The sequence below is a fragment of the Variovorax sp. 22077 genome (assembly GCF_052044195.1).
GTDB lineage: Bacteria > Pseudomonadota > Gammaproteobacteria > Burkholderiales > Burkholderiaceae_C > Variovorax > Variovorax atrisoli.
Window position 1 is genome coordinate 228,165 of the sequence record NZ_JBQEQC010000004.1, and the last position, 15,979, is coordinate 244,143.

The window sequence follows — 15,979 nt, forward strand, 5'->3', positions numbered from 1 at the left end:
ACGAGCATGAGCGTAACCACCGGAAGAAACGTGGTCGTCGTCGGCACCCAGTGGGGCGACGAAGGCAAGGGCAAGCTGGTCGACTGGCTGACGGAGAGCGCCCAGGGCGTGGTCCGTTTCCAGGGCGGCCACAACGCGGGCCACACGCTGGTCATCAACGGGGTGAAGACCGCCTTGCACCTGATTCCGAGCGGCATCATGCGCCCCGGCGTCAAGTGCTACATCGGCAACGGCGTGGTGCTGTCGGCCGCCAAGCTGTTCGAGGAGATCGAAGGGCTGGAGAAGGCCGGCGTCGAAGTGCGTTCGCGCCTGCGCATCAGCGAGGCCTGCCCCCTGATCCTGCCGTTCCACGCCGCGCTGGACATCGCGCGCGAGGCCTACCGCGAGAAGGGCGGCATCGAGAAGATCGGCACCACCGGTCGCGGCATCGGCCCGGCCTATGAAGACAAGATCGCCCGGCGCGCGCTGCGCGTGCAGGACCTGAAGCATCCCGAGCGCTTCGCCGCCAAGCTGCGCGTGCTGCTCGAGCTGCACAACCACGTGCTGACCCAGGTGCTGGGCGCGCCCGCCATCGACTTCGACCAGGTCTTCGACGAGGCGATGAAGCACGCCGAGCTGCTCAAGCCCATGATGGCCGACGTGTCGCGCGAACTGAACGACGCCAACCGCAACGGCGCCAACCTGCTGTTCGAAGGCGCGCAGGGCACGCTGCTGGACGTGGACCACGGCACCTATCCGTACGTCACCTCCAGCAACTGCGTGGCCGGCAACGCCGCTGCCGGTTCGGGCGTGGGCCCTGGCATGCTGCACTACATCCTGGGCATCACCAAGGCCTACTGCACCCGCGTGGGCGGCGGTCCGTTTCCGACCGAGCTCGACTGGGCGACGCCCGGCACGCCCGGCTACCACATGAGCACCGTGGGCGCCGAGAAGGGCGTGACCACCGGCCGCAGCCGCCGCTGCGGCTGGTTCGACGCGGCCCTGCTCAAGCGCTCGGCGCAGGTCAACGGCCTGTCGGGCCTTTGCATCACCAAGCTCGACGTGCTGGACGGCCTCGAGAAGCTCGAGCTGTGCACCGGCTACGAACTCGATGGCGAGACCACCGACATCCTGCCCATGGGCGCCGACGAGATCGAGCGCTGCACGCCGATCTACGAAACGCTGGAAGGCTGGAGCGAAAGCACCGTCGGCGTCACGCAGTACGACAAGCTGCCGATCAATGCGCGCCTCTACCTGCAGCGCATCGAGCAGGTCACCGGCGTGCCGATCCACATGGTGTCGACCAGCCCCGACCGCGACCACACGATCATGATGCGCCACCCCTACCTGGCCGACTGATCGATCGGATCAGGCCAACCTCCCAGGCTTGCCCGCTTCGTGCGGCCGCCAAACCCCTTGCAGGGGGCAACACCAGCGGCCCGGCAAGGCCGGTTCCGCGGTGTTCCCAAAGAAGAGACATTGAAGGAAGACCCACGCTATGTTGACTGAAGACGGCAAGCATCTCTACGTCAGCTACGACGAGTACCACAACCTGATCGAGAAGCTCGCGATCAAGGTGCACCAGTCGGGCTGGCAGTTCGACACCATCCTGTGCCTGGCGCGCGGCGGAATGCGCCCCGGCGACGTGCTCTCGCGCATCTTCGACAAGCCGCTGGCGATCATGTCGACCAGCTCGTACCGCGCCGATGCCGGCACGGTGCAGGGCCATCTCGACATCGCCCGCTACATCACCACGCCCAAGGGCGAGATCGCAGGCAAGGTGCTGCTGGTCGACGACCTGGCCGACTCCGGCCACACGCTGCACGCGGTGATGGACATGCTGCGCAACAACTACAAGCCGATCACCGAGCTGCGCAGCGCGGTGATCTGGACCAAGGCACTGTCGACCTTCACGCCCGACTACTCGGTCGAGTACCTGCCGACCAACCCCTGGATCCATCAGCCCTTCGAGGGCTACGACTCGCTCGGCGCCGAGAAGCTGATCGAGAAGTGGTCGGTCTGATCCGACCCTGCCGGCGCACGGTCACCCGGCGTCGGTGAACATGGCGGTGTAGCGCCGCTGCATCTCCTGCGGCGTCAGCTTCTCGATGCTGTGCCCCACGTTCCAGCGATGGCCGAAGGGGTCGCGAAAGACGCCGGAGCGTTCCCCATAGAACTGGTCCTGCGGCGCCATGTCGAGCGTGGCGCCCGCCTCGACGGCGCGCGCCACGACGGCGTCGGCGTCGTCCACATGCAGGTGCAGCGTGACGGCCGTGCCGCCCAGCGTCCGGGCGCTGTGGATGTTGCACTCGGCGAACTCGTCGGAAATCATCAGGATCGCGCCGTTGTGGAAGTCCAGTTCCGCGTGGCCGATGCGCCCGCTCGGCTCGGTGAGCCGGAAGATCTCCTTCACCTCGAAGACCTTGCAGTAGAAATCGATGGCCGCGCCTGCATCGTGGACGCAGAGGTACGGGAACAGTTCGTGGATTGCCATGGCCTGCGTGTTCCTTCGGTTGAGTGGAGTGGGCGCGATTCTGGTGTTCGTCGCGCGTGCCGTCTTGGACAAATTTGACCTGCCGCTACCCGGGGCTCAGTCTTTTGCCTCGATGCGCACGTGCCTCGGGGAAGCCGGCGCCGCACGCCGATAGGTCTGCGGCGACATGCCCGCGATGGCCCGGAAGTCGCGGTTGAGATGCGCCTGGTCGGTGTAGCCGGCTTCCAGCGCCAGCTCGACCCAGGGCCGCCCGGGAGCGATGGCGAACTGCCCGAGCAGGCGATCGAAGCGCAGCATGCGCGCGTACTGCTTGGGCGCCAGCCCGGTCATGCCGCGAAAGAGCGCGATGAAGCGCCTGTGGCTGTAGCCGCTCTGTTTCACCAGCCGGCCGATGGCGATTGCCTGCTCGTCGTCGTCCGTGGCGCTCGCGCCGGACATCCGGGCCAGTGCCTGCGCCACCGCAGGATGCATTCCGTGCGCTGCGGAAGAGGCAAGGCGCGCTTCGAGCAGCGCGGCGACGATGTCGAGCTGACGCGGCAGGGAATCGGCCGCCTGCAGCCGCTCGAGCGCGAAGCCCGCGTCCGCGCCCCAGAGTGCTTCGAGCGGGGTGTGCTGCTCGGCCAGCGCGTCTTCCGGCGCTCCAAGCAGTGCCATGGCCGCGCCCGGCTGCAGCATGACGCCGACCGAGCGCGTAACCACCGAGACGTCTCGCACGTAGAAGACCGAGCGGGTTCCGCCCACCATCGCGTGGCCCACCGTGAAGCCGAGCGAATCGGCATCGCCGCGAAAGAGGCGCAGGGAGGGCCCCGAGAGCCGGAAGACCAGGTGCATGCCGCCGGTGGGCAGCACGTGCTCCCGCGCGCCCGGCCGCTCCGCTGGCGCGCCGTCGGGCGATGAAGCCCACATCAGCCGCACGAAGGGCCGCAGGCGGGGAGGAGGGGGGCGCGTCAGCTGCACTGTCTCGGGGCTTCCTTCATGAAGGGCGGAACGGGGCACCGGCCGATCGGCCCATTGTGCGACCGAAGCTTCGCGCAAGGGCCGCCGGAGGCTACCCAATAGGTCCCGGAAAGCCTCCAAGGCCGCTCGCGCTAGCATGCACCCATGAGCAAGCCTTCCACGAACCTGATCCATCACCCCTACGTCCCGCCCGCCACCTTCTCCGCGCCGCAGCCCGGCGTGTTCAAGGCATCGACCGTGTTCTTCGCCGACGTGGCCGCCATGCGCGCGCGCGACTGGCGCACCAAGGCCGGCTACACCTACGGCCTGCACGGCACGCCCACCACTTTCACCCTGGAAGAGCGACTGGCCACGCTCGAGGGCGGCACCGAATGCCTGCTCGTGCCCAGCGGGCTGGCCGCCATCTCCCTGGTCTCCTTCGCCTTTCTCAAGACCGGCGACGAGGTGCTGATCCCCGACAACGCCTACGGCCCGAACAAGGCGCTGGCCACCGGCGAGCTGGCCAACTTCGGCATCACACACCGCCTCTACGATGCGATGAACCCGGCCGACCTCGCCGCCAAGCTCTCCGATCGCACGCGGCTGGTGTGGCTGGAAGCGGCCGGCTCGGTCACCATGGAGTTCCCCGACCTGCCAGCGCTGGCGAGCATCTGCCGCTCGCGCGGCGTGCTGACCGCCCTCGACAACACCTGGGGCGCAGGCCTGGCTTTCGCACCCTTCGATTTCAACGGCAGCGGGCAGGGCGTCGACATCTCGGTGCACGCGCTCACCAAGTACCCCAGCGGCGGCGGCGACGTGCTCATGGGCAGCGTGACCACGCGCGACGAGCGCCTGCACCGCGCGCTCAAGCTCACGCACATGCGCATGGGCTTCGGCATCGGCGTGGGCGACGTAGAGACGCTGCTGCGCTCGCTGCCCAGCATCGCGCTGCGCTACGCGGCCCACGACCGCGCGGCGCGCGAGCTGGCCGGCTGGCTCAACGGCTGCGAGGAGATCGCGCAGGTGCTGCATCCTGCGCTCGAGGACTCGCCCGGCCATGCCCACTGGCGCGCGCTGTGCGGCGAAACCAACCTGGCTGCCGGCCTGTTCTCGGTGGTGTTCGACGAGCGCTTCAGCACCGAGCAGGTCGACCGCTTCTGCGACGGCCTGCAGCTCTTTCGCCTCGGCTATTCGTGGGGCGGGCCGATCAGCCTCGTCGTGCCCTACGACATCGGCCTGATGCGCGACGCGAGCGTGGCGCGCTGGCCCTACAAGGGTACGCTCGTGCGTTTTTCCATCGGCCTGGAGGACGTGGAAGACCTGCGCGCCGATCTTCAGCAGGCGCTGGCGCGGATGTAAGAAATCGCATCGCGCAGCCGGCGTCCTGTTGCCTCGATCGCGTCATGGGGTACCTCCTTGAGACTGCACCTTTATCGCTTACAGTAGGACACGGCAGTCAACCCGACCGCCTCGCCTCAAGGAGAAGCAGTGGCAACACCCAACTACGGCTACGAAAAGCGACAGAAGGAGCTGGCCAAGAAGAAGAAGAAGGAAGAAAAGCTTCGCGAGAAGGCGAACCGCAAGCTCAATCCCAGCAGCGAAGGGCTTGCGCCCGGAGATCCCGAAACCGACGTTGCCTCGCTCGAGCGCGATCCGCCCACGGTGCCGGACCTGCCCACCAAGAACGGCTGATCCACCCAGCTCGCCGATCCATCAAAAAAGCCGCCGCAGGCAATCGCCCGCGGCGGCTTTTTCATTGCTTGGGCAACATCTTGCGCAGCTCGGCCCAGACGTTGTCGAGCAGCTGGGGCTGCGCAGCCGCCGTCGGGTGGATGCGGTCGGCCTGGAACAGCGAGAGCGCATCGGGCGCGTCGGCCACGCCCTTGAGCAGGAAGGGCACGAGCGCCGACTTGGTCGCTGTGGCCACCTTGGAGAACACCGCCTCGAAGCGCCGCGTGTAGTCGGCCCCGTAGTTGGGCGGCACCTGGATGCCGACGATCAGCACCTTCGCGCCCGCGGCCTGGGCGGCCTTGGTGATCTGCATCAGGTTGCTCTCGGTGTCGGAAAGCGGCAGCCCGCGCAGCGCGTCGTTGGCACCGAGTTCGAGCACCACCAGGCTGGGCTTGTGCTGCGCGAGCAGCGGCGCGAAGCGGGCGCGGCCGCCGGAGCTGGTGTCGCCGCTGATGCTGGCGTTGACCACGGTTGCAGAAATCTTCTGCTGCGCAAGCCTTTTCTCGAGCAAGGGTACCCAGCCTTCGCCGCGCTTGAGGCCGTACTCTGCGCTCAGCGAATCGCCGAGCACCAGGATCACCGGCTTGCCCGAGGCAGCCGTGGAAGACGAGGCCTGGGCCTGCGCCGCCGTCGTCCATATCCCCGCGCTGCCGAGCGCGGTGGTGGTCAAGATAAAGTCACGTCGATTCAAAACCAGAGCCTTTCCATGTCCCAACCCCCGTCTGATGCCATTGTCGCCGTCGAGCATGTGTTCAAGTCCGTCACCGATTCGGCAGGCACGCTGGACATTCTGCAGGACATCGATTTCACCCTCGGCGCGCGGGAAACCGCCGCCATCGTCGGCGCCTCCGGCTCGGGCAAGAGCACGCTGCTGTCGATCATCGCCGGGCTGGATACGCCCACGCGCGGCACCGTGAAGCTGGCGGGGCAGGACATCTTCGCCATCGACGAGGACGAGCGCGCCGCCGTCCGTGCGCAGCGCGTGGGCTTCGTGTTCCAGAGCTTCCAGCTGCTGGGCAACCTGAGCGCTCTCGAGAACGTGATGCTCCCGCTGGAGCTGGCCAACCGCAAGGACGCCCGCAAGGCCGCCACCGAGATGCTCGGCCGCGTCGGCCTCGGCCAGCGCCTGAGCCACTACCCGAAGGTGCTCTCCGGCGGCGAGCAGCAGCGCGTGGCGCTGGCCCGTGCCTTCGTCGTACAGCCTGCGCTGCTGCTGGCCGACGAACCGACGGGCAGCCTGGACTTCGCCACCGGCGAGCAGGTCATGCAGCTGATGTTCGACCTCAACCGCGAACTGGGCACCACGCTCGTGCTCGTCACCCACGACCGCGGCATCGCGGCGCGTTGCGAACGGCGCATCACCATCGAGGCCGGACGCGTCGCACTTAATGAAAAAGTGGCTCTGGCGCCTGCCTGACAAGAGCAATAAGCTATTAAATAAATAGCAGGCCACATTCAAAGGAGATGTTCATGGAGGAACTTCCGCCCGACGCCGTCCTGGCGCTGCAGCGGGGCAGGATGATCGAGGCCATCAAGATCGTGCGCGACCGCACGGGCATGGACTTGAAGTCGTGCAAGGAGGCGGTCGATCGCTTCGTCGATCGGCAGGAGGCGGGCGAAGGCGATCCCATGGTGGCAGGCGGTCAGGGCGGCCCCACCGCGGCAAGGCAGGACCGCGGCTTCGCGTCGATGCCTTCCACTGCCCTCACGGCGCTGGCACAGGGCAACAAGATCGAGGCGATCCGCCTCACGCGTGAGGCCACCGGCCTGAGCCTCGCGGCGGCCAAGCGGCTGGTCGACAACCATGACGATCCGACCCTGGGCGCCTTCGGCCCCCTGACCCAGCACATGCCCCGGCGTCCCATGGACGAGCCGGGCCGCGTGCACGACAGCGGCTACAAGTGGCTGCCGGTGCTCATCGTCCTGCTGGCGGCGGTCATGGTGTGGCTGCTGTTCGGCCCGAAGGCCTGAATCGAGAAGACCCATAGATGATCGTTCCCCAGTTCTGGGCCGAAGGCCGCATCCAGGAGCGCGTGGCCGGCAAGCAGATCACCGTGCGCCGCTACGGTTGGTCCGACGAGAGCCCCGTGGCCGCGCAGGCGCATGCCGACCAGCGCACCCGCGAGGCCTTCGACCGCATCGCCCACAAGGGCGAGGACCTCGAGCGTCGCGAGCGCAAGCTGGCATACAACGGCGCCGAGGGCGTTCCGATCCGCGAGGAGATCGTCGAGCGCCAGGGCGACGCCGTCGTCACGCGCAACGGCTACGGCGCGCGCTGCCTCAACACACCCGACGTGCTGTTCGTCGACATCGACTTCGAGGAGCCTCTGCGCGGCAGCGTTTTCGGCTTCGCATTGGTGCCGGCACTGATCGCAGGCGTGGTCGGCGGTTGGGCCGCCAGGACGTGGCTGGGCGGGCTGATCGCGGGCCTCATCGTCTTCGCCGTGGCCTGGTTCATCGGCCAGCGCAAGAAGCGCGGCGAGCCCAGCGGCAACCCGTCGCCCGAGAAGCGCGCCGCCGAGCGCATCGCGCGTTTCGTCCATCAGCATCCCGACTGGCACCTGCGCGTCTACCGCACACCCGCGGGTTTCCGGCTGCTGGCGATGCACGACGTGTTCAATCCTTCCGACACCGCGGTGGCCGACTGCTTCCACGCGCTGGGCGTCGACAAGGTCTACGCGCGCATGTGCCGCAACCAGAACTGCTTTCGCGCCCGCGTGAGCGCCAAGCCCTGGCGCATCGGCATCGGCGACCACATCCGGCCGCGGCCGGGCGTATGGCCGGTGTCGCCGGACAAGCTGCCCGTGCGCGACGCCTGGATCTCTCGCTACGAGAAGGCTGCCGAAGGTCACGCCGCCTGCCAGTACCTGGAGAGCGTGGGCAACGGCGCGAAGGTGCATCCGAAGGCGCAGGCGGTCCAGGAGCTTCACGACGAGCGCACCCGCGCGCTCAGCGGCCTGCCGATCGCCTGAGCGAACAGGCGCACGGGGCCACCCCGAGGGGGCAGGGATAATCCACGGATGTCTTCCCCCAAAGTGATCTTCGGCTTCCATGCCGTGGGCGTGCGCCTCAAGACCGCGCCGAAGTCGGTGCTCGAAGTCCTGTTCGACGCCAGCCGCCGCGATGCGCGCATGAAACAGTTCCTGGCCCGCGCGCAGGAAACGGGCGTGCGCCTGATCGAGGCCGACGGTGCCCGGCTTTCCAAGCTCAGCGGCAGCCACGGCCACCAGGGCGTGGTGGCGCGGGTCGAGCCCGTCGCCCAGGTCCGCTCCCTGGACGAACTGCTCGAAGGCCTCGAAGAGGCCGGCACCGTGCCGCTGCTGCTGGTGCTCGACGGGGTGACCGATCCGCACAACCTCGGCGCCTGCCTGCGGGTGGCCGACGGCGCCGGTGCGCACGCGGTCATCGCCCCCAAGGACCATGCGGCAGGCATCAACGCCACCGTCGCCAAGGTGGCGAGCGGCGCGGCCGAGACGGTGCCGTACTTCATGGTCACCAACCTTGCGCGCACGCTGAACGAACTCAAGGAGCGCAACATCTGGTGCGTGGGCACCAGCGACGACGCGCCGGGCACCATCTACCAGAGCGACTTCAAGCGCCCGCTGGCGCTGGTGCTGGGCGCCGAGGGCGAGGGCATGCGCCAGCTCACGCGCAAGACCTGCGACGAGCTCGTCAGCATTCCGATGGCCGGGGCGGTCGAGAGCCTGAACGTCTCGGTGGCCAGCGGCGTGTGCCTGTACGAGGCGTTGCGCCAGCGAAGCGCCTAATCCCTCGGCGATCCACCCTTGCGGTGGAAATAGATCAGTTCCGCCACCCGCCGCATCTGCGGCGTGCCCAGCAGGCGGTTGAACATCCAGTCGTTCTGGAAATGGTCGAAGGCCCAGCGCAGCGCGCGCTTGAGCCTGAAGCCAGGGTAGCCGCGCACGAACCACGTGGCCGGGTCGCCCACCTCGCCCCGGATGAACTGCGCCACCGCCTCGCCTGCGCGCTGCCCATGAAGCAGGGCGGTGTGGATGCCGCCCGCAGTCACCGGCGACACCATGCCGGCCGCATCGCCCACCAGCAGCGCCCGATCGCGCGCCACCACGGGCAGCACCCCGCCGCAGGGGATCATGCCCGCGCGAACCGCGACGGGCGGCGCATCGCCGGGCGTGACGGCAGGGGCGATCTTTCGCAGCAGCGGATCGAGCTTCAGCGCGCCCGCGTCGCTGTGCCCCACGCGACGTGCCAGCCCGATCTGGCTGACGCCCACGCCTTTGAGCGCCCAGCCGATATAGCCGGGTGCCAGCTTGCGGTCGATGAAGCAATGGAGCAGGTCGGGTGCCATCTTCGCGCCCTGGTACTCGTGCTCCACGCCGTAGAGAAAGCGCGTGTTGCGCGACAGGCCCAGCGCCTTGGCGACGCGCGAATGCGGACCGTCTGCGCCGACGAGGTATGTCGCCTTGATGCAGGGACCCTGCGTCAACGGCACTTCCCAGTGGCCGTCGAGCCACAGCGCCTGTTCGAACAGCGTGCCCAGCCGCACGTCGACACCGCTGTTCCGGGCCGAGTCCACCATCCAGTCGAGCAGCGCGGGTGCGTCGGTGGCCCAGAACCAGTAGCCCGGCGCATGCAGGTCGACGTGGTGCATGTCGGGGGCATAGAGCCGCACGCCCTCGATGCGGCGGACCAGCGCTGGAGGCACCTCGGCCAGCCATGGCACGCTGTCGACCGCGTCCTTGACGATGATGCCGGTGGTGTGGAGCTTGGCGCCCGCAGCGGTCTTCTTCTCCAGCACCATCACGCTGAGTCCGGCGAGCGCTGCGGCGCGGGCGCAGGCGAGGCCCGCGAAGCTCGCGCCCACGACGAGCAGGTCCACCTTGAGGGTTCCCGTGCCACTGCCGGCATAGGAAGCCGGTGCGGGTGCCGCGGAAGAGGCGGAGGGGAGAAGCGGGGAGAAGAGGCTGGTGGATGTATGCATGGGGCCGCTGACTTGAAGCAACGCGCATCGCTTGATGCGATGCGCGCTGCGAAGTTAGCGACCCGATGTGCGGGCGGCGTGAAGCCCGCGTGAACTCAGGACCAGGCTCAGGACGGGTCCTTGCCTCGCGTGCGGCCCACCGCGCTGAAGATGCCGATGCCCAGCAGGATCACCGCACCGATGCCGATGTAGAGCGTGGGCACGCCGGCCACCGAGGCACCCCAGGCGACGCCTGCCAGGAAGATCAGGAAACCGATCATGTAGAGCGCGAAAGACATCGTGTTCCTCCTAAAGTCTGGATGCCTCGCAGTATTCCCGGCGCCGCGGCGCGCAGCACCGGTGCGTGCCGGATGTGCTTGTGGGAGGGTGCCTACCGAGTGGGTACGCGATTTCCGCGCGCTGCGGACCTACTCGGGGCTCGCCACCAGCAGGTAGCGGCAGGCGCTGCCGCCGAGCGCCTTGAAGACCAGCGGCCGGTCCACGCCGAAGTCCAGGCGGTCGCCCGGTGCGAGCTCGAAGCGCTCGTCGCCGTAGTCCACCTGCAATTCGCCTTCGAGCATCCAGAGGCATTGCCGGTACGGCTTGCCGCTCCAGCGTGGATAGTCGACCCGAGCCTCTCGCGGCAATTCGATCTCGACCATCTCGACTCCGCTGCCCGCCTGGCGCTCGGCGACCTGCCTCCGCAGGTAGCCTGCCTGCGGGTCGCGCCACACCTCCTGCTCGGTGCGCCTGCGCAGCCGCTGGGGCTGCGCCTTTTCCTCCGTCAGCAGTTGCGCCAGCGGCACGCCCAGCCCCGCGGCCAGCTTGCCAAGCAGCACCGCCGTGGGGCTGCTCTGGGCGCGCTCCACCTTGGAGATCATGGCCTTGCTCACGCCCGAGCGCTCGGCCAGGTCCGCGAGGCTCAGGCCCTGCGACTGGCGCAGGGCCAGCAGCCGGGAGGCTATCAGCAGGTCGATGCTCCGGCCGGCAATGCTGGCGGAAGCTGGATCAGGAGATGAATCGTTTCCCATATGAGATTATTATTCTCATATATTGAACGAAGTTTCAATGAAATCCGAACGAGGACCCGCACCATGCGTCTCATCACGTGCACCGAAGAAGCCCACGCCGCCGCGATCCTGGCCATCCTGAACGAGGCCATCGTCACCTCCACCGCCCTGTACGACTACAAGCCGCGCACGTCCGAGAACATGGTGACCTGGTTCGCCACCAAGCGCGCCAACGGCTTTCCGGTGATCGGGGTCGAGGACGAAAGCGGCAAGCTGCTGGGCTTCGCGAGCTACGGCACTTTCCGCGCCTTTCCCGCCTACAAGTACACGGTGGAGCACTCGGTCTACGTCGACAGCGCGCACCGCGGCAAGGGCCTGGGCCGCACGCTGATGGAGGCCATCGTCGAAGAGGCGGTCAAGCGTGACGTCCACGTGATGGTCGGCGCCATCGACGCGGCCAACGCCGGCAGCATTGCATTGCACCAGAGCCTGGGCTTCGAGCACTCGGGCACGGTGCGCCAGGCGGGATTCAAGTTCGGGCGCTGGCTGGACGTGGCCTTCTACCAGCGCATCCTCGCCACGCCGCTGAACCCGGTCGACGGCTAGTTCAAGGCAAAGAAGCGCATCACCACCTCGGCCGGGTTGCGCACGCCGGCGCCGGTGAACATGCGCTCGTTGATCCACTTCAGCGACGCCGACGCGGTCTCGAAGCGCGGACTGCAGCGGAAATACACCTGCGAGGGATCGACCGGCTCGCCGCGCAGCAGCCTGGCCATCACCTCGGGCGAGGCGCTGCGCATCGCGCTGTTGTGCACGTAGATCAGGTCGCCCGCGTCGGTCTCGAGGCCGTAGCGCGCGTCGAGCTCCGAGAGCGTGTCGCTCACGATCAGCTGGAAGTCGCTGCCGCCCGGCAGCACGCGCGCACGCCAGCCGTGGCCGGTGGCCTCGCCGCCGAGGATCGGCACCACGCGGCGCAGCCCGCGCGGACTACTGCCCAGCACCTGCGGCACGCCCACCTGGATGCTCAGGTCGGCGAAATGCTCCAGCTTGGGAGCGGCGATGGCGTCGAAGGTGCTCATCGGGTCAGGCTGCGGGCTTCGCCATTTCGGCGCTGGCGCGGTCGAGCATCTCGATGGTGCCTGCGTCCAGCTTGAGTTGCGTCGCGACCACGAGCTCCTCGAGCTGCGATATGGAGGTGGCGCTGGCGATCGGCGCCGTCACGCCCGGGCGCGCGATCTGCCACGCGATAGCCACCTGGCCCGGCTTGGCGTTGTACTGCTGGGCCACCTTGTCGAGCGCATCGAGGATGCGCAGGCCGCGCTCGTTGAGGTACTTCCTGGTGGTGTTGGCGCCGCGCGCGCTCTTGGACGCGTCGGCCTCGGTGCGGTACTTGCCCGTGAGGAAGCCTGCGGCCAGTGCGTAGAAGTTGATCACGCCCACTTCGCGCTTGATGCACAGGGGCTCCAGCTCGTCTTCGAACACCGCGCGATCGTAGAGGTTGTACAGCGGCTGCAGGCTCTCGTAGCGGGCGATGCCCAGGCGTTCCGACACGTCGAGCGCCTCGGCCAGGCGCGGCGCGGTGTAGTTCGATGCGCCGATCGCGCGCACCTTGCCTTCCTTGATCAGCTCGTCGAAGGCGCCGAGCGTCTCCTCCAGCGGGGTGTTGGCGTCGTCGTCGTGCGACTGGTAGAGGTCGATGTAGTCCGTCTGCAGGCGCTTGAGCGAGGCCTCCACGGCTTCGCGGATGTACTTGGGCGCGAGGCCCACCTTGCCTTCGCCCATCGGCTTGCCGACCTTGGTGGCCAGCACCACGCGGTTGCGCTTGCCGCTCTGCTTGAGCCACTTGCCGATGATGGTCTCCGACTCGCCGCCGGTGTGGCCCGGCACCCAGGCCGAGTACACGTCCGCGGTGTCGACGAAGTTGAAGCCGGCGTCCAGCCAGGCATCGAGCAGCTTGAACGAGGCGGCCTCGTCGACGGTCCAGCCGAACACGTTGCCGCCGAAGGCGAGCGGGGAAACCTGGAGGCCGGAGCGGCCGAGCGGGCGAAGTTGCGACATGTCGATGTGTTCCTGATGAAGAGGATGGGAAAGTTCAGACGAAGCCCACGGCGCCCAGCACCGCGCCGGCGCCGAGCAGCCAGAGCAGGTGGATGCGCGTGCGCCAGACGATAAGCGCGGCAGCGCCGGTCAGCAGCCACAGGTGCCACGCGGGCGCATCGCCGGCATGGTTTCCTGCTGCCAGCACCCAGCCGGTGGCGATCAGCAGCCCGACCACCACGGGCGCCATGCCCTGCTTGAAGGCGCGGACCTCGCGGCGCGTGCGGTTGCGGTGGCCCCAGCGGGTGGCGAAGTAGGTGAGGGTGGTGCTCGGCAGCATGATGCCCAGCATCGTGACCAGCAGGCCGAAGAGCCCGAGCACCCAGGCATGCGGCCCGGCGCCGATGCCGCCGCCGGCATTGAGCCCCACGTTCCAGCCCATCAGCGCCACGAACAGCACGTTGGGCCCGGGCGCCGCCTGCGCGATTGCGACCGAGGAGCTGAACTGCGCGTCGGTGAGCCAGCCGTGCTGCGTGACGAGGTAGCGGTGCATGTCGGGCACCGTGGTGATGGCGCCGCTGATCGAAAGCAGCGACAGCAGCATGTACTGCCCGAGGAGGGCCAGCCAGTCGTGCCATTGCATGGCGATGGTCATGGGGCGATCCTCTTCCAGGTCCAGATGCAGGCCGCGCCGCCGAGCACCAGCAGCACCCAGCCCAGCGGAATCTTCAGCACCGCGATGGCCACGAACACCAGCGCCATGATGACCAGGCAGGTCGCGAAGCCCAGCGGGTGCTTGCGCAGCTGCGGCACCAGCTTGACGCCCGTGGCGGCGATCAGCCCGCCCGAGACGGCCCCCATGCCCCGCAGCGCCGCCGCCACCTGCGGATTGCCCGCATAGTGCGCGTACAGCACGGCCAGAGCGAGGATCACCACCAGCGGAATGGTCAGCATGCCCGCCACCGCCGCCAGCGCGCCGCGCAGGCCGAAGTAGCGGTCGCCGATCATCAGCGCGAGGTTGATCACGTTGGGCCCCGGCATCACCTGCGCCACGGCCCAGTCCTCGAGGAACTGCTCGGGCGTGAGCCATTTCTTCTTTTCGACCATCTCGCGCTGGACGATGGCGAGGACTCCGCCGAAGCCCTGCAGCGCGAGCCAGGTGAACGAGACAAAAAGGTCGCGCGGCGACTGGGGATGGGCTGCAGGAGGAGACGGTTGCATGTCGAGCGATTATCGTAGGCAGGCATTCGACATGCCGGGCGCCGCCGCGACACGGCGGTGCCCGGCCGCTTCAAGGGTTTCAAGGAGGACATTCCAGCATGGTCACGCAATTGCGCGCGCTCTTCGATCTCTGCCGCCGGGCCTTCAATTCGTGGTCCAACGACTACGCCCCGAGCATGGGCGCCGCGCTCGCCTACTACACGGTGTTCTCGATCGCGCCGCTGCTGCTGATCGTGATCGCGGTGGCCGGGCTGGTCTTCGGGCAGGACGCCGCGCGCGGCGAGATCTTCGCCCAGCTCTCGGGCCTGATGGGCGAGCAGGGCGCGGCGGCGGTGCAGGGCATGCTGAAGGCCGTCAACAAGCCGGCCGAGGGCATCGTCGCCACGGTGATCGGCATCGGGCTGGTGGTGGTGGGTGCCACCACCGTCTTCGGCGAACTTCAGGACGCGCTCGACCGCATCTGGCGCGCGCCGGCCCGCGTCAAGAACAAGGGCCTGTTCAACATGCTGCGTGTGCGGCTGCTGTCGTTCAGCATGATCATGGGCATCGGCTTCCTGCTCATGGTGTCGCTGGTGGCGAGCGCGGCGCTCGCGGCGCTGGGCAAGTGGTGGTCGCCGATGTTCGGCGCCTGGGAGACGACGGCGCAGGTCGTCAACTTCGTCTTCAGCTTCGCGATGGTGACGGTGATCTTCGCGATGATCTACAAGATCATGCCGCGCGTGAAGGTGCAGTGGCGCGACGTGTGGGTGGGCGCGGCGGTGACGGCGCTGCTGTTCACCGTCGGCAAGCACCTGATCGGCCTGTACATCGGCAAGAGCAGCGTGGCCTCGGGCTATGGCGCGGCGGGCTCGCTGGTGGTGGTGCTGGTGTGGGTGTACTACTCGGCGCAGATCTTCCTGCTGGGCGCGGAGTTCACCTGGGTCTATGCGCGCACCTACGGCTCGATGAAGAACACCGAGGGCATCGCCGAGCTGAACCCTTCGCCCACGCGCGAGCTGCCGCTGCCGCACAACGACGACTGAGCGCCACCTCTACGCTTTGCGCGGGTCAGCCCGCGAAGCCGCCTTCGTCCAGGAACTTCTGCTCCTGCGCCGTGCTGGGGCGCCCGAGCATCCTGTTGCGGTGTGGAAAGCGGCCGAAGCGCGCGACGATGTCGCGGTGCAGCACGGCGAAGCGCTGGGTGTTGTCGTCGAGCGCGGCGTTGAGTTCCACCGAGCGCTCCTGCTCGGCCAGCACTTCCGAATGCATGAAGGGCAGGTAGAAGAAGCGTCTCAGTGCAGGGTCGCACTCCCGGTCGAAGCCTGCCTCGATCGCCTGCTTCGCCGCCGCCAGGGCCTTTCCGTCGGTGGCCAGCATGTGCGGATTGCCGCGCCAGGCGTTGCGCGGGAACTGGTCGAGCAGCACCATCAGCGCCAATGCGCCCTGGCCGTCGGCGGCCCAGTGGTCGAGTTCTCCGCGGGCTGCGGCCTGGTGGGCGTCGGCAAAGCGGGAGATGAAGGCGGCGTCGAAGGCGTCGTTCTTGGCGAACCAGCGCTCGGGGCCCGCTTCGGTCCAGAAATCGACGACGTCGCGGGCCGGGGGAAGCGAGTTGGAGAGGGTCGTGGAAGCGGGGGAGGTCATCGACACATTCTC

The 15,979-nt window shown here is 68.0% G+C and carries 21 protein-coding genes; 10 read left to right on the top strand and 11 right to left on the bottom strand.

Features of this window, described 5'->3' with window-relative positions:
* Positions 1-6: 6 nt before the first annotated feature.
* Together ACTJLF_RS07530 and ACTJLF_RS07535 are read left to right on the top strand one after the other, a co-directional pair.
* A complete protein-coding gene (locus ACTJLF_RS07530; protein ID WP_019653107.1) occupies positions 7-1,338 on the top strand; it encodes an adenylosuccinate synthase in 1,332 nt (443 codons plus the stop codon).
* 139 nt (positions 1,339-1,477) lie between these two features.
* Positions 1,478-2,002: a phosphoribosyltransferase gene (locus tag ACTJLF_RS07535; RefSeq protein ID WP_019653106.1), complete on the top strand. Its 525-nt coding sequence runs from the start codon at positions 1,478-1,480 to the stop codon at positions 2,000-2,002.
* Positions 2,003-2,023: 21 nt separating this feature from the next.
* On the opposite strand, the gene ACTJLF_RS07540 is transcribed toward ACTJLF_RS07535, so the two are convergent.
* Complete coding sequence (locus ACTJLF_RS07540; protein ID WP_019653105.1) at positions 2,024-2,473, bottom strand: VOC family protein; 450 nt, start codon at positions 2,471-2,473, stop codon at positions 2,024-2,026.
* Positions 2,474-2,569: 96 nt separating this feature from the next.
* The gene (locus tag ACTJLF_RS07545) at positions 2,570-3,430 is read right to left on the bottom strand and encodes a helix-turn-helix domain-containing protein (protein WP_440882774.1); all 861 of its coding nucleotides are present in this window, start codon (positions 3,428-3,430) and stop codon (positions 2,570-2,572) included.
* A gap of 144 nt (positions 3,431-3,574) precedes the next feature.
* On the opposite strand from ACTJLF_RS07545, the gene ACTJLF_RS07550 reads away from it, so the two are divergent.
* Entirely contained in the window at positions 3,575-4,768 is a 1,194-nt protein-coding gene (locus ACTJLF_RS07550; protein ID WP_126184330.1) for a PLP-dependent transferase, read from the top strand.
* A gap of 129 nt (positions 4,769-4,897) precedes the next feature.
* Positions 4,898-5,101 carry a hypothetical protein gene (locus ACTJLF_RS07555; RefSeq protein ID WP_019653102.1) on the top strand — a complete coding sequence of 68 codons (204 nt, stop codon included), beginning with the start codon at positions 4,898-4,900 and terminating at the stop codon, positions 5,099-5,101.
* Positions 5,102-5,162: 61 nt separating this feature from the next.
* Here the strand turns inward: ACTJLF_RS07555 and ACTJLF_RS07560 are convergent, their stop codons facing one another.
* On the bottom strand, positions 5,163-5,810 hold the full coding sequence (locus ACTJLF_RS07560) for an arylesterase (RefSeq protein ID WP_240650030.1): 648 nt from the start codon (positions 5,808-5,810) through the stop codon (positions 5,163-5,165).
* 36 nt (positions 5,811-5,846) lie between these two features.
* Here ACTJLF_RS07560 and ACTJLF_RS07565 point away from each other — a divergent pair, with 36 nt between their 5' ends.
* Genes ACTJLF_RS07565 through rlmB form a run of 4 tightly spaced genes read left to right on the top strand, consistent with a single transcriptional unit; the run spans position 5,847 to position 8,907 of the window.
* Positions 5,847-6,557 (top strand): ABC transporter ATP-binding protein, encoded by a 711-nt coding sequence (locus ACTJLF_RS07565; protein WP_126184329.1) that lies wholly within the window; start codon positions 5,847-5,849, stop codon positions 6,555-6,557.
* 53 nt (positions 6,558-6,610) lie between these two features.
* Positions 6,611-7,111, top strand: coding sequence for a hypothetical protein (locus tag ACTJLF_RS07570; protein WP_440882775.1), 501 nt, complete (start codon positions 6,611-6,613; stop codon positions 7,109-7,111).
* A 17-nt stretch (positions 7,112-7,128) separates the two neighbouring features.
* A complete protein-coding gene (locus ACTJLF_RS07575) occupies positions 7,129-8,112 on the top strand; it encodes a hypothetical protein (RefSeq protein WP_440882776.1) in 984 nt (327 codons plus the stop codon).
* Positions 8,113-8,160: 48 nt separating this feature from the next.
* Positions 8,161-8,907 (top strand): 23S rRNA (guanosine(2251)-2'-O)-methyltransferase RlmB, encoded by a 747-nt coding sequence (rlmB, locus tag ACTJLF_RS07580; RefSeq protein ID WP_093201517.1) that lies wholly within the window; start codon positions 8,161-8,163, stop codon positions 8,905-8,907.
* On the opposite strand, the gene ACTJLF_RS07585 is transcribed toward rlmB, so the two are convergent.
* The 3 genes from ACTJLF_RS07585 to ACTJLF_RS07595 all read right to left on the bottom strand — a co-directional run bounded on the left by ACTJLF_RS07585 (position 8,904) and on the right by ACTJLF_RS07595 (position 11,110).
* On the bottom strand, positions 8,904-10,100 hold the full coding sequence (locus tag ACTJLF_RS07585; RefSeq protein ID WP_440882777.1) for an NAD(P)/FAD-dependent oxidoreductase: 1,197 nt from the start codon (positions 10,098-10,100) through the stop codon (positions 8,904-8,906). The genes rlmB and ACTJLF_RS07585 overlap by 4 nt on opposite strands.
* 107 nt (positions 10,101-10,207) lie before the next feature.
* Positions 10,208-10,378 carry a hypothetical protein gene (locus ACTJLF_RS07590; protein ID WP_019653095.1) on the bottom strand — a complete coding sequence of 57 codons (171 nt, stop codon included), beginning with the start codon at positions 10,376-10,378 and terminating at the stop codon, positions 10,208-10,210.
* Positions 10,379-10,507: 129 nt separating this feature from the next.
* Positions 10,508-11,110, bottom strand: a complete 603-nt coding sequence (locus tag ACTJLF_RS07595; protein ID WP_440882778.1) for a helix-turn-helix domain-containing protein — start codon at positions 11,108-11,110, stop codon at positions 10,508-10,510.
* A 63-nt stretch (positions 11,111-11,173) separates the two neighbouring features.
* Here ACTJLF_RS07595 and ACTJLF_RS07600 point away from each other — a divergent pair, with 63 nt between their 5' ends.
* Entirely contained in the window at positions 11,174-11,695 is a 522-nt protein-coding gene (locus tag ACTJLF_RS07600) for an N-acetyltransferase family protein (protein WP_440882779.1), read from the top strand.
* On the opposite strand, the gene ACTJLF_RS07605 is transcribed toward ACTJLF_RS07600, so the two are convergent.
* Genes ACTJLF_RS07605 through ACTJLF_RS07620 form a run of 4 tightly spaced genes read right to left on the bottom strand, consistent with a single transcriptional unit; the run spans position 11,692 to position 14,347 of the window.
* Entirely contained in the window at positions 11,692-12,168 is a 477-nt protein-coding gene (locus ACTJLF_RS07605) for a DUF3237 domain-containing protein (protein WP_354322826.1), read from the bottom strand. The two genes, ACTJLF_RS07600 and ACTJLF_RS07605, sit on opposite strands and share 4 nt — an antisense overlap.
* 4 nt (positions 12,169-12,172) lie before the next feature.
* The gene (locus ACTJLF_RS07610; protein WP_354322828.1) at positions 12,173-13,147 is read right to left on the bottom strand and encodes an aldo/keto reductase; all 975 of its coding nucleotides are present in this window, start codon (positions 13,145-13,147) and stop codon (positions 12,173-12,175) included.
* Between the two features lie 34 nt (positions 13,148-13,181).
* A complete protein-coding gene (locus ACTJLF_RS07615; protein ID WP_019653090.1) occupies positions 13,182-13,781 on the bottom strand; it encodes a chromate transporter in 600 nt (199 codons plus the stop codon).
* The gene (locus ACTJLF_RS07620; protein ID WP_019653089.1) at positions 13,778-14,347 is read right to left on the bottom strand and encodes a chromate transporter; all 570 of its coding nucleotides are present in this window, start codon (positions 14,345-14,347) and stop codon (positions 13,778-13,780) included. Before ACTJLF_RS07620 ends, ACTJLF_RS07615 begins: the two co-directional genes overlap by 4 nt.
* Before the next feature lie 98 nt (positions 14,348-14,445).
* On the opposite strand from ACTJLF_RS07620, the gene ACTJLF_RS07625 reads away from it, so the two are divergent.
* Positions 14,446-15,369 (top strand): YihY/virulence factor BrkB family protein, encoded by a 924-nt coding sequence (locus ACTJLF_RS07625; RefSeq protein WP_145759143.1) that lies wholly within the window; start codon positions 14,446-14,448, stop codon positions 15,367-15,369.
* Positions 15,370-15,394: 25 nt separating this feature from the next.
* Here the strand turns inward: ACTJLF_RS07625 and ACTJLF_RS07630 are convergent, their stop codons facing one another.
* Positions 15,395-15,967 carry a DUF924 family protein gene (locus ACTJLF_RS07630; protein ID WP_440882780.1) on the bottom strand — a complete coding sequence of 191 codons (573 nt, stop codon included), beginning with the start codon at positions 15,965-15,967 and terminating at the stop codon, positions 15,395-15,397.
* Between the last annotated feature and the right edge of the window lie 12 nt (positions 15,968-15,979).

What these genes read in the sequence shown, in the direction of transcription:
- ACTJLF_RS07620 (WP_019653089.1), bottom strand. Translation starts at nt 14,347, where the DNA reads ATGCAACCGTCTCCTCCTGCAGCCCATCCCCAGTCGCCGCGCGACCTT.
- ACTJLF_RS07595 (WP_440882778.1), bottom strand. Translation starts at nt 11,110, where the DNA reads ATGGGAAACGATTCATCTCCTGATCCAGCTTCCGCCAGCATTGCCGGC.
- ACTJLF_RS07540 (WP_019653105.1), bottom strand. Translation starts at nt 2,473, where the DNA reads ATGGCAATCCACGAACTGTTCCCGTACCTCTGCGTCCACGATGCAGGC.
- ACTJLF_RS07590 (WP_019653095.1), bottom strand. Translation starts at nt 10,378, where the DNA reads ATGTCTTTCGCGCTCTACATGATCGGTTTCCTGATCTTCCTGGCAGGC.
- ACTJLF_RS07530 (WP_019653107.1), top strand. Translation starts at nt 7, where the DNA reads ATGAGCGTAACCACCGGAAGAAACGTGGTCGTCGTCGGCACCCAGTGG.
- ACTJLF_RS07615 (WP_019653090.1), bottom strand. Translation starts at nt 13,781, where the DNA reads ATGACCATCGCCATGCAATGGCACGACTGGCTGGCCCTCCTCGGGCAG.
- ACTJLF_RS07550 (WP_126184330.1), top strand. Translation starts at nt 3,575, where the DNA reads ATGAGCAAGCCTTCCACGAACCTGATCCATCACCCCTACGTCCCGCCC.
- ACTJLF_RS07585 (WP_440882777.1), bottom strand. Translation starts at nt 10,100, where the DNA reads ATGCATACATCCACCAGCCTCTTCTCCCCGCTTCTCCCCTCCGCCTCT.
- ACTJLF_RS07565 (WP_126184329.1), top strand. Translation starts at nt 5,847, where the DNA reads ATGTCCCAACCCCCGTCTGATGCCATTGTCGCCGTCGAGCATGTGTTC.
- ACTJLF_RS07610 (WP_354322828.1), bottom strand. Translation starts at nt 13,147, where the DNA reads ATGTCGCAACTTCGCCCGCTCGGCCGCTCCGGCCTCCAGGTTTCCCCG.
- ACTJLF_RS07570 (WP_440882775.1), top strand. Translation starts at nt 6,611, where the DNA reads ATGGAGGAACTTCCGCCCGACGCCGTCCTGGCGCTGCAGCGGGGCAGG.
- ACTJLF_RS07625 (WP_145759143.1), top strand. Translation starts at nt 14,446, where the DNA reads ATGGTCACGCAATTGCGCGCGCTCTTCGATCTCTGCCGCCGGGCCTTC.
- ACTJLF_RS07605 (WP_354322826.1), bottom strand. Translation starts at nt 12,168, where the DNA reads ATGAGCACCTTCGACGCCATCGCCGCTCCCAAGCTGGAGCATTTCGCC.
- rlmB (WP_093201517.1), top strand. Translation starts at nt 8,161, where the DNA reads ATGTCTTCCCCCAAAGTGATCTTCGGCTTCCATGCCGTGGGCGTGCGC.
- ACTJLF_RS07575 (WP_440882776.1), top strand. Translation starts at nt 7,129, where the DNA reads ATGATCGTTCCCCAGTTCTGGGCCGAAGGCCGCATCCAGGAGCGCGTG.
- ACTJLF_RS07630 (WP_440882780.1), bottom strand. Translation starts at nt 15,967, where the DNA reads ATGACCTCCCCCGCTTCCACGACCCTCTCCAACTCGCTTCCCCCGGCC.
- ACTJLF_RS07535 (WP_019653106.1), top strand. Translation starts at nt 1,478, where the DNA reads ATGTTGACTGAAGACGGCAAGCATCTCTACGTCAGCTACGACGAGTAC.
- ACTJLF_RS07600 (WP_440882779.1), top strand. Translation starts at nt 11,174, where the DNA reads ATGCGTCTCATCACGTGCACCGAAGAAGCCCACGCCGCCGCGATCCTG.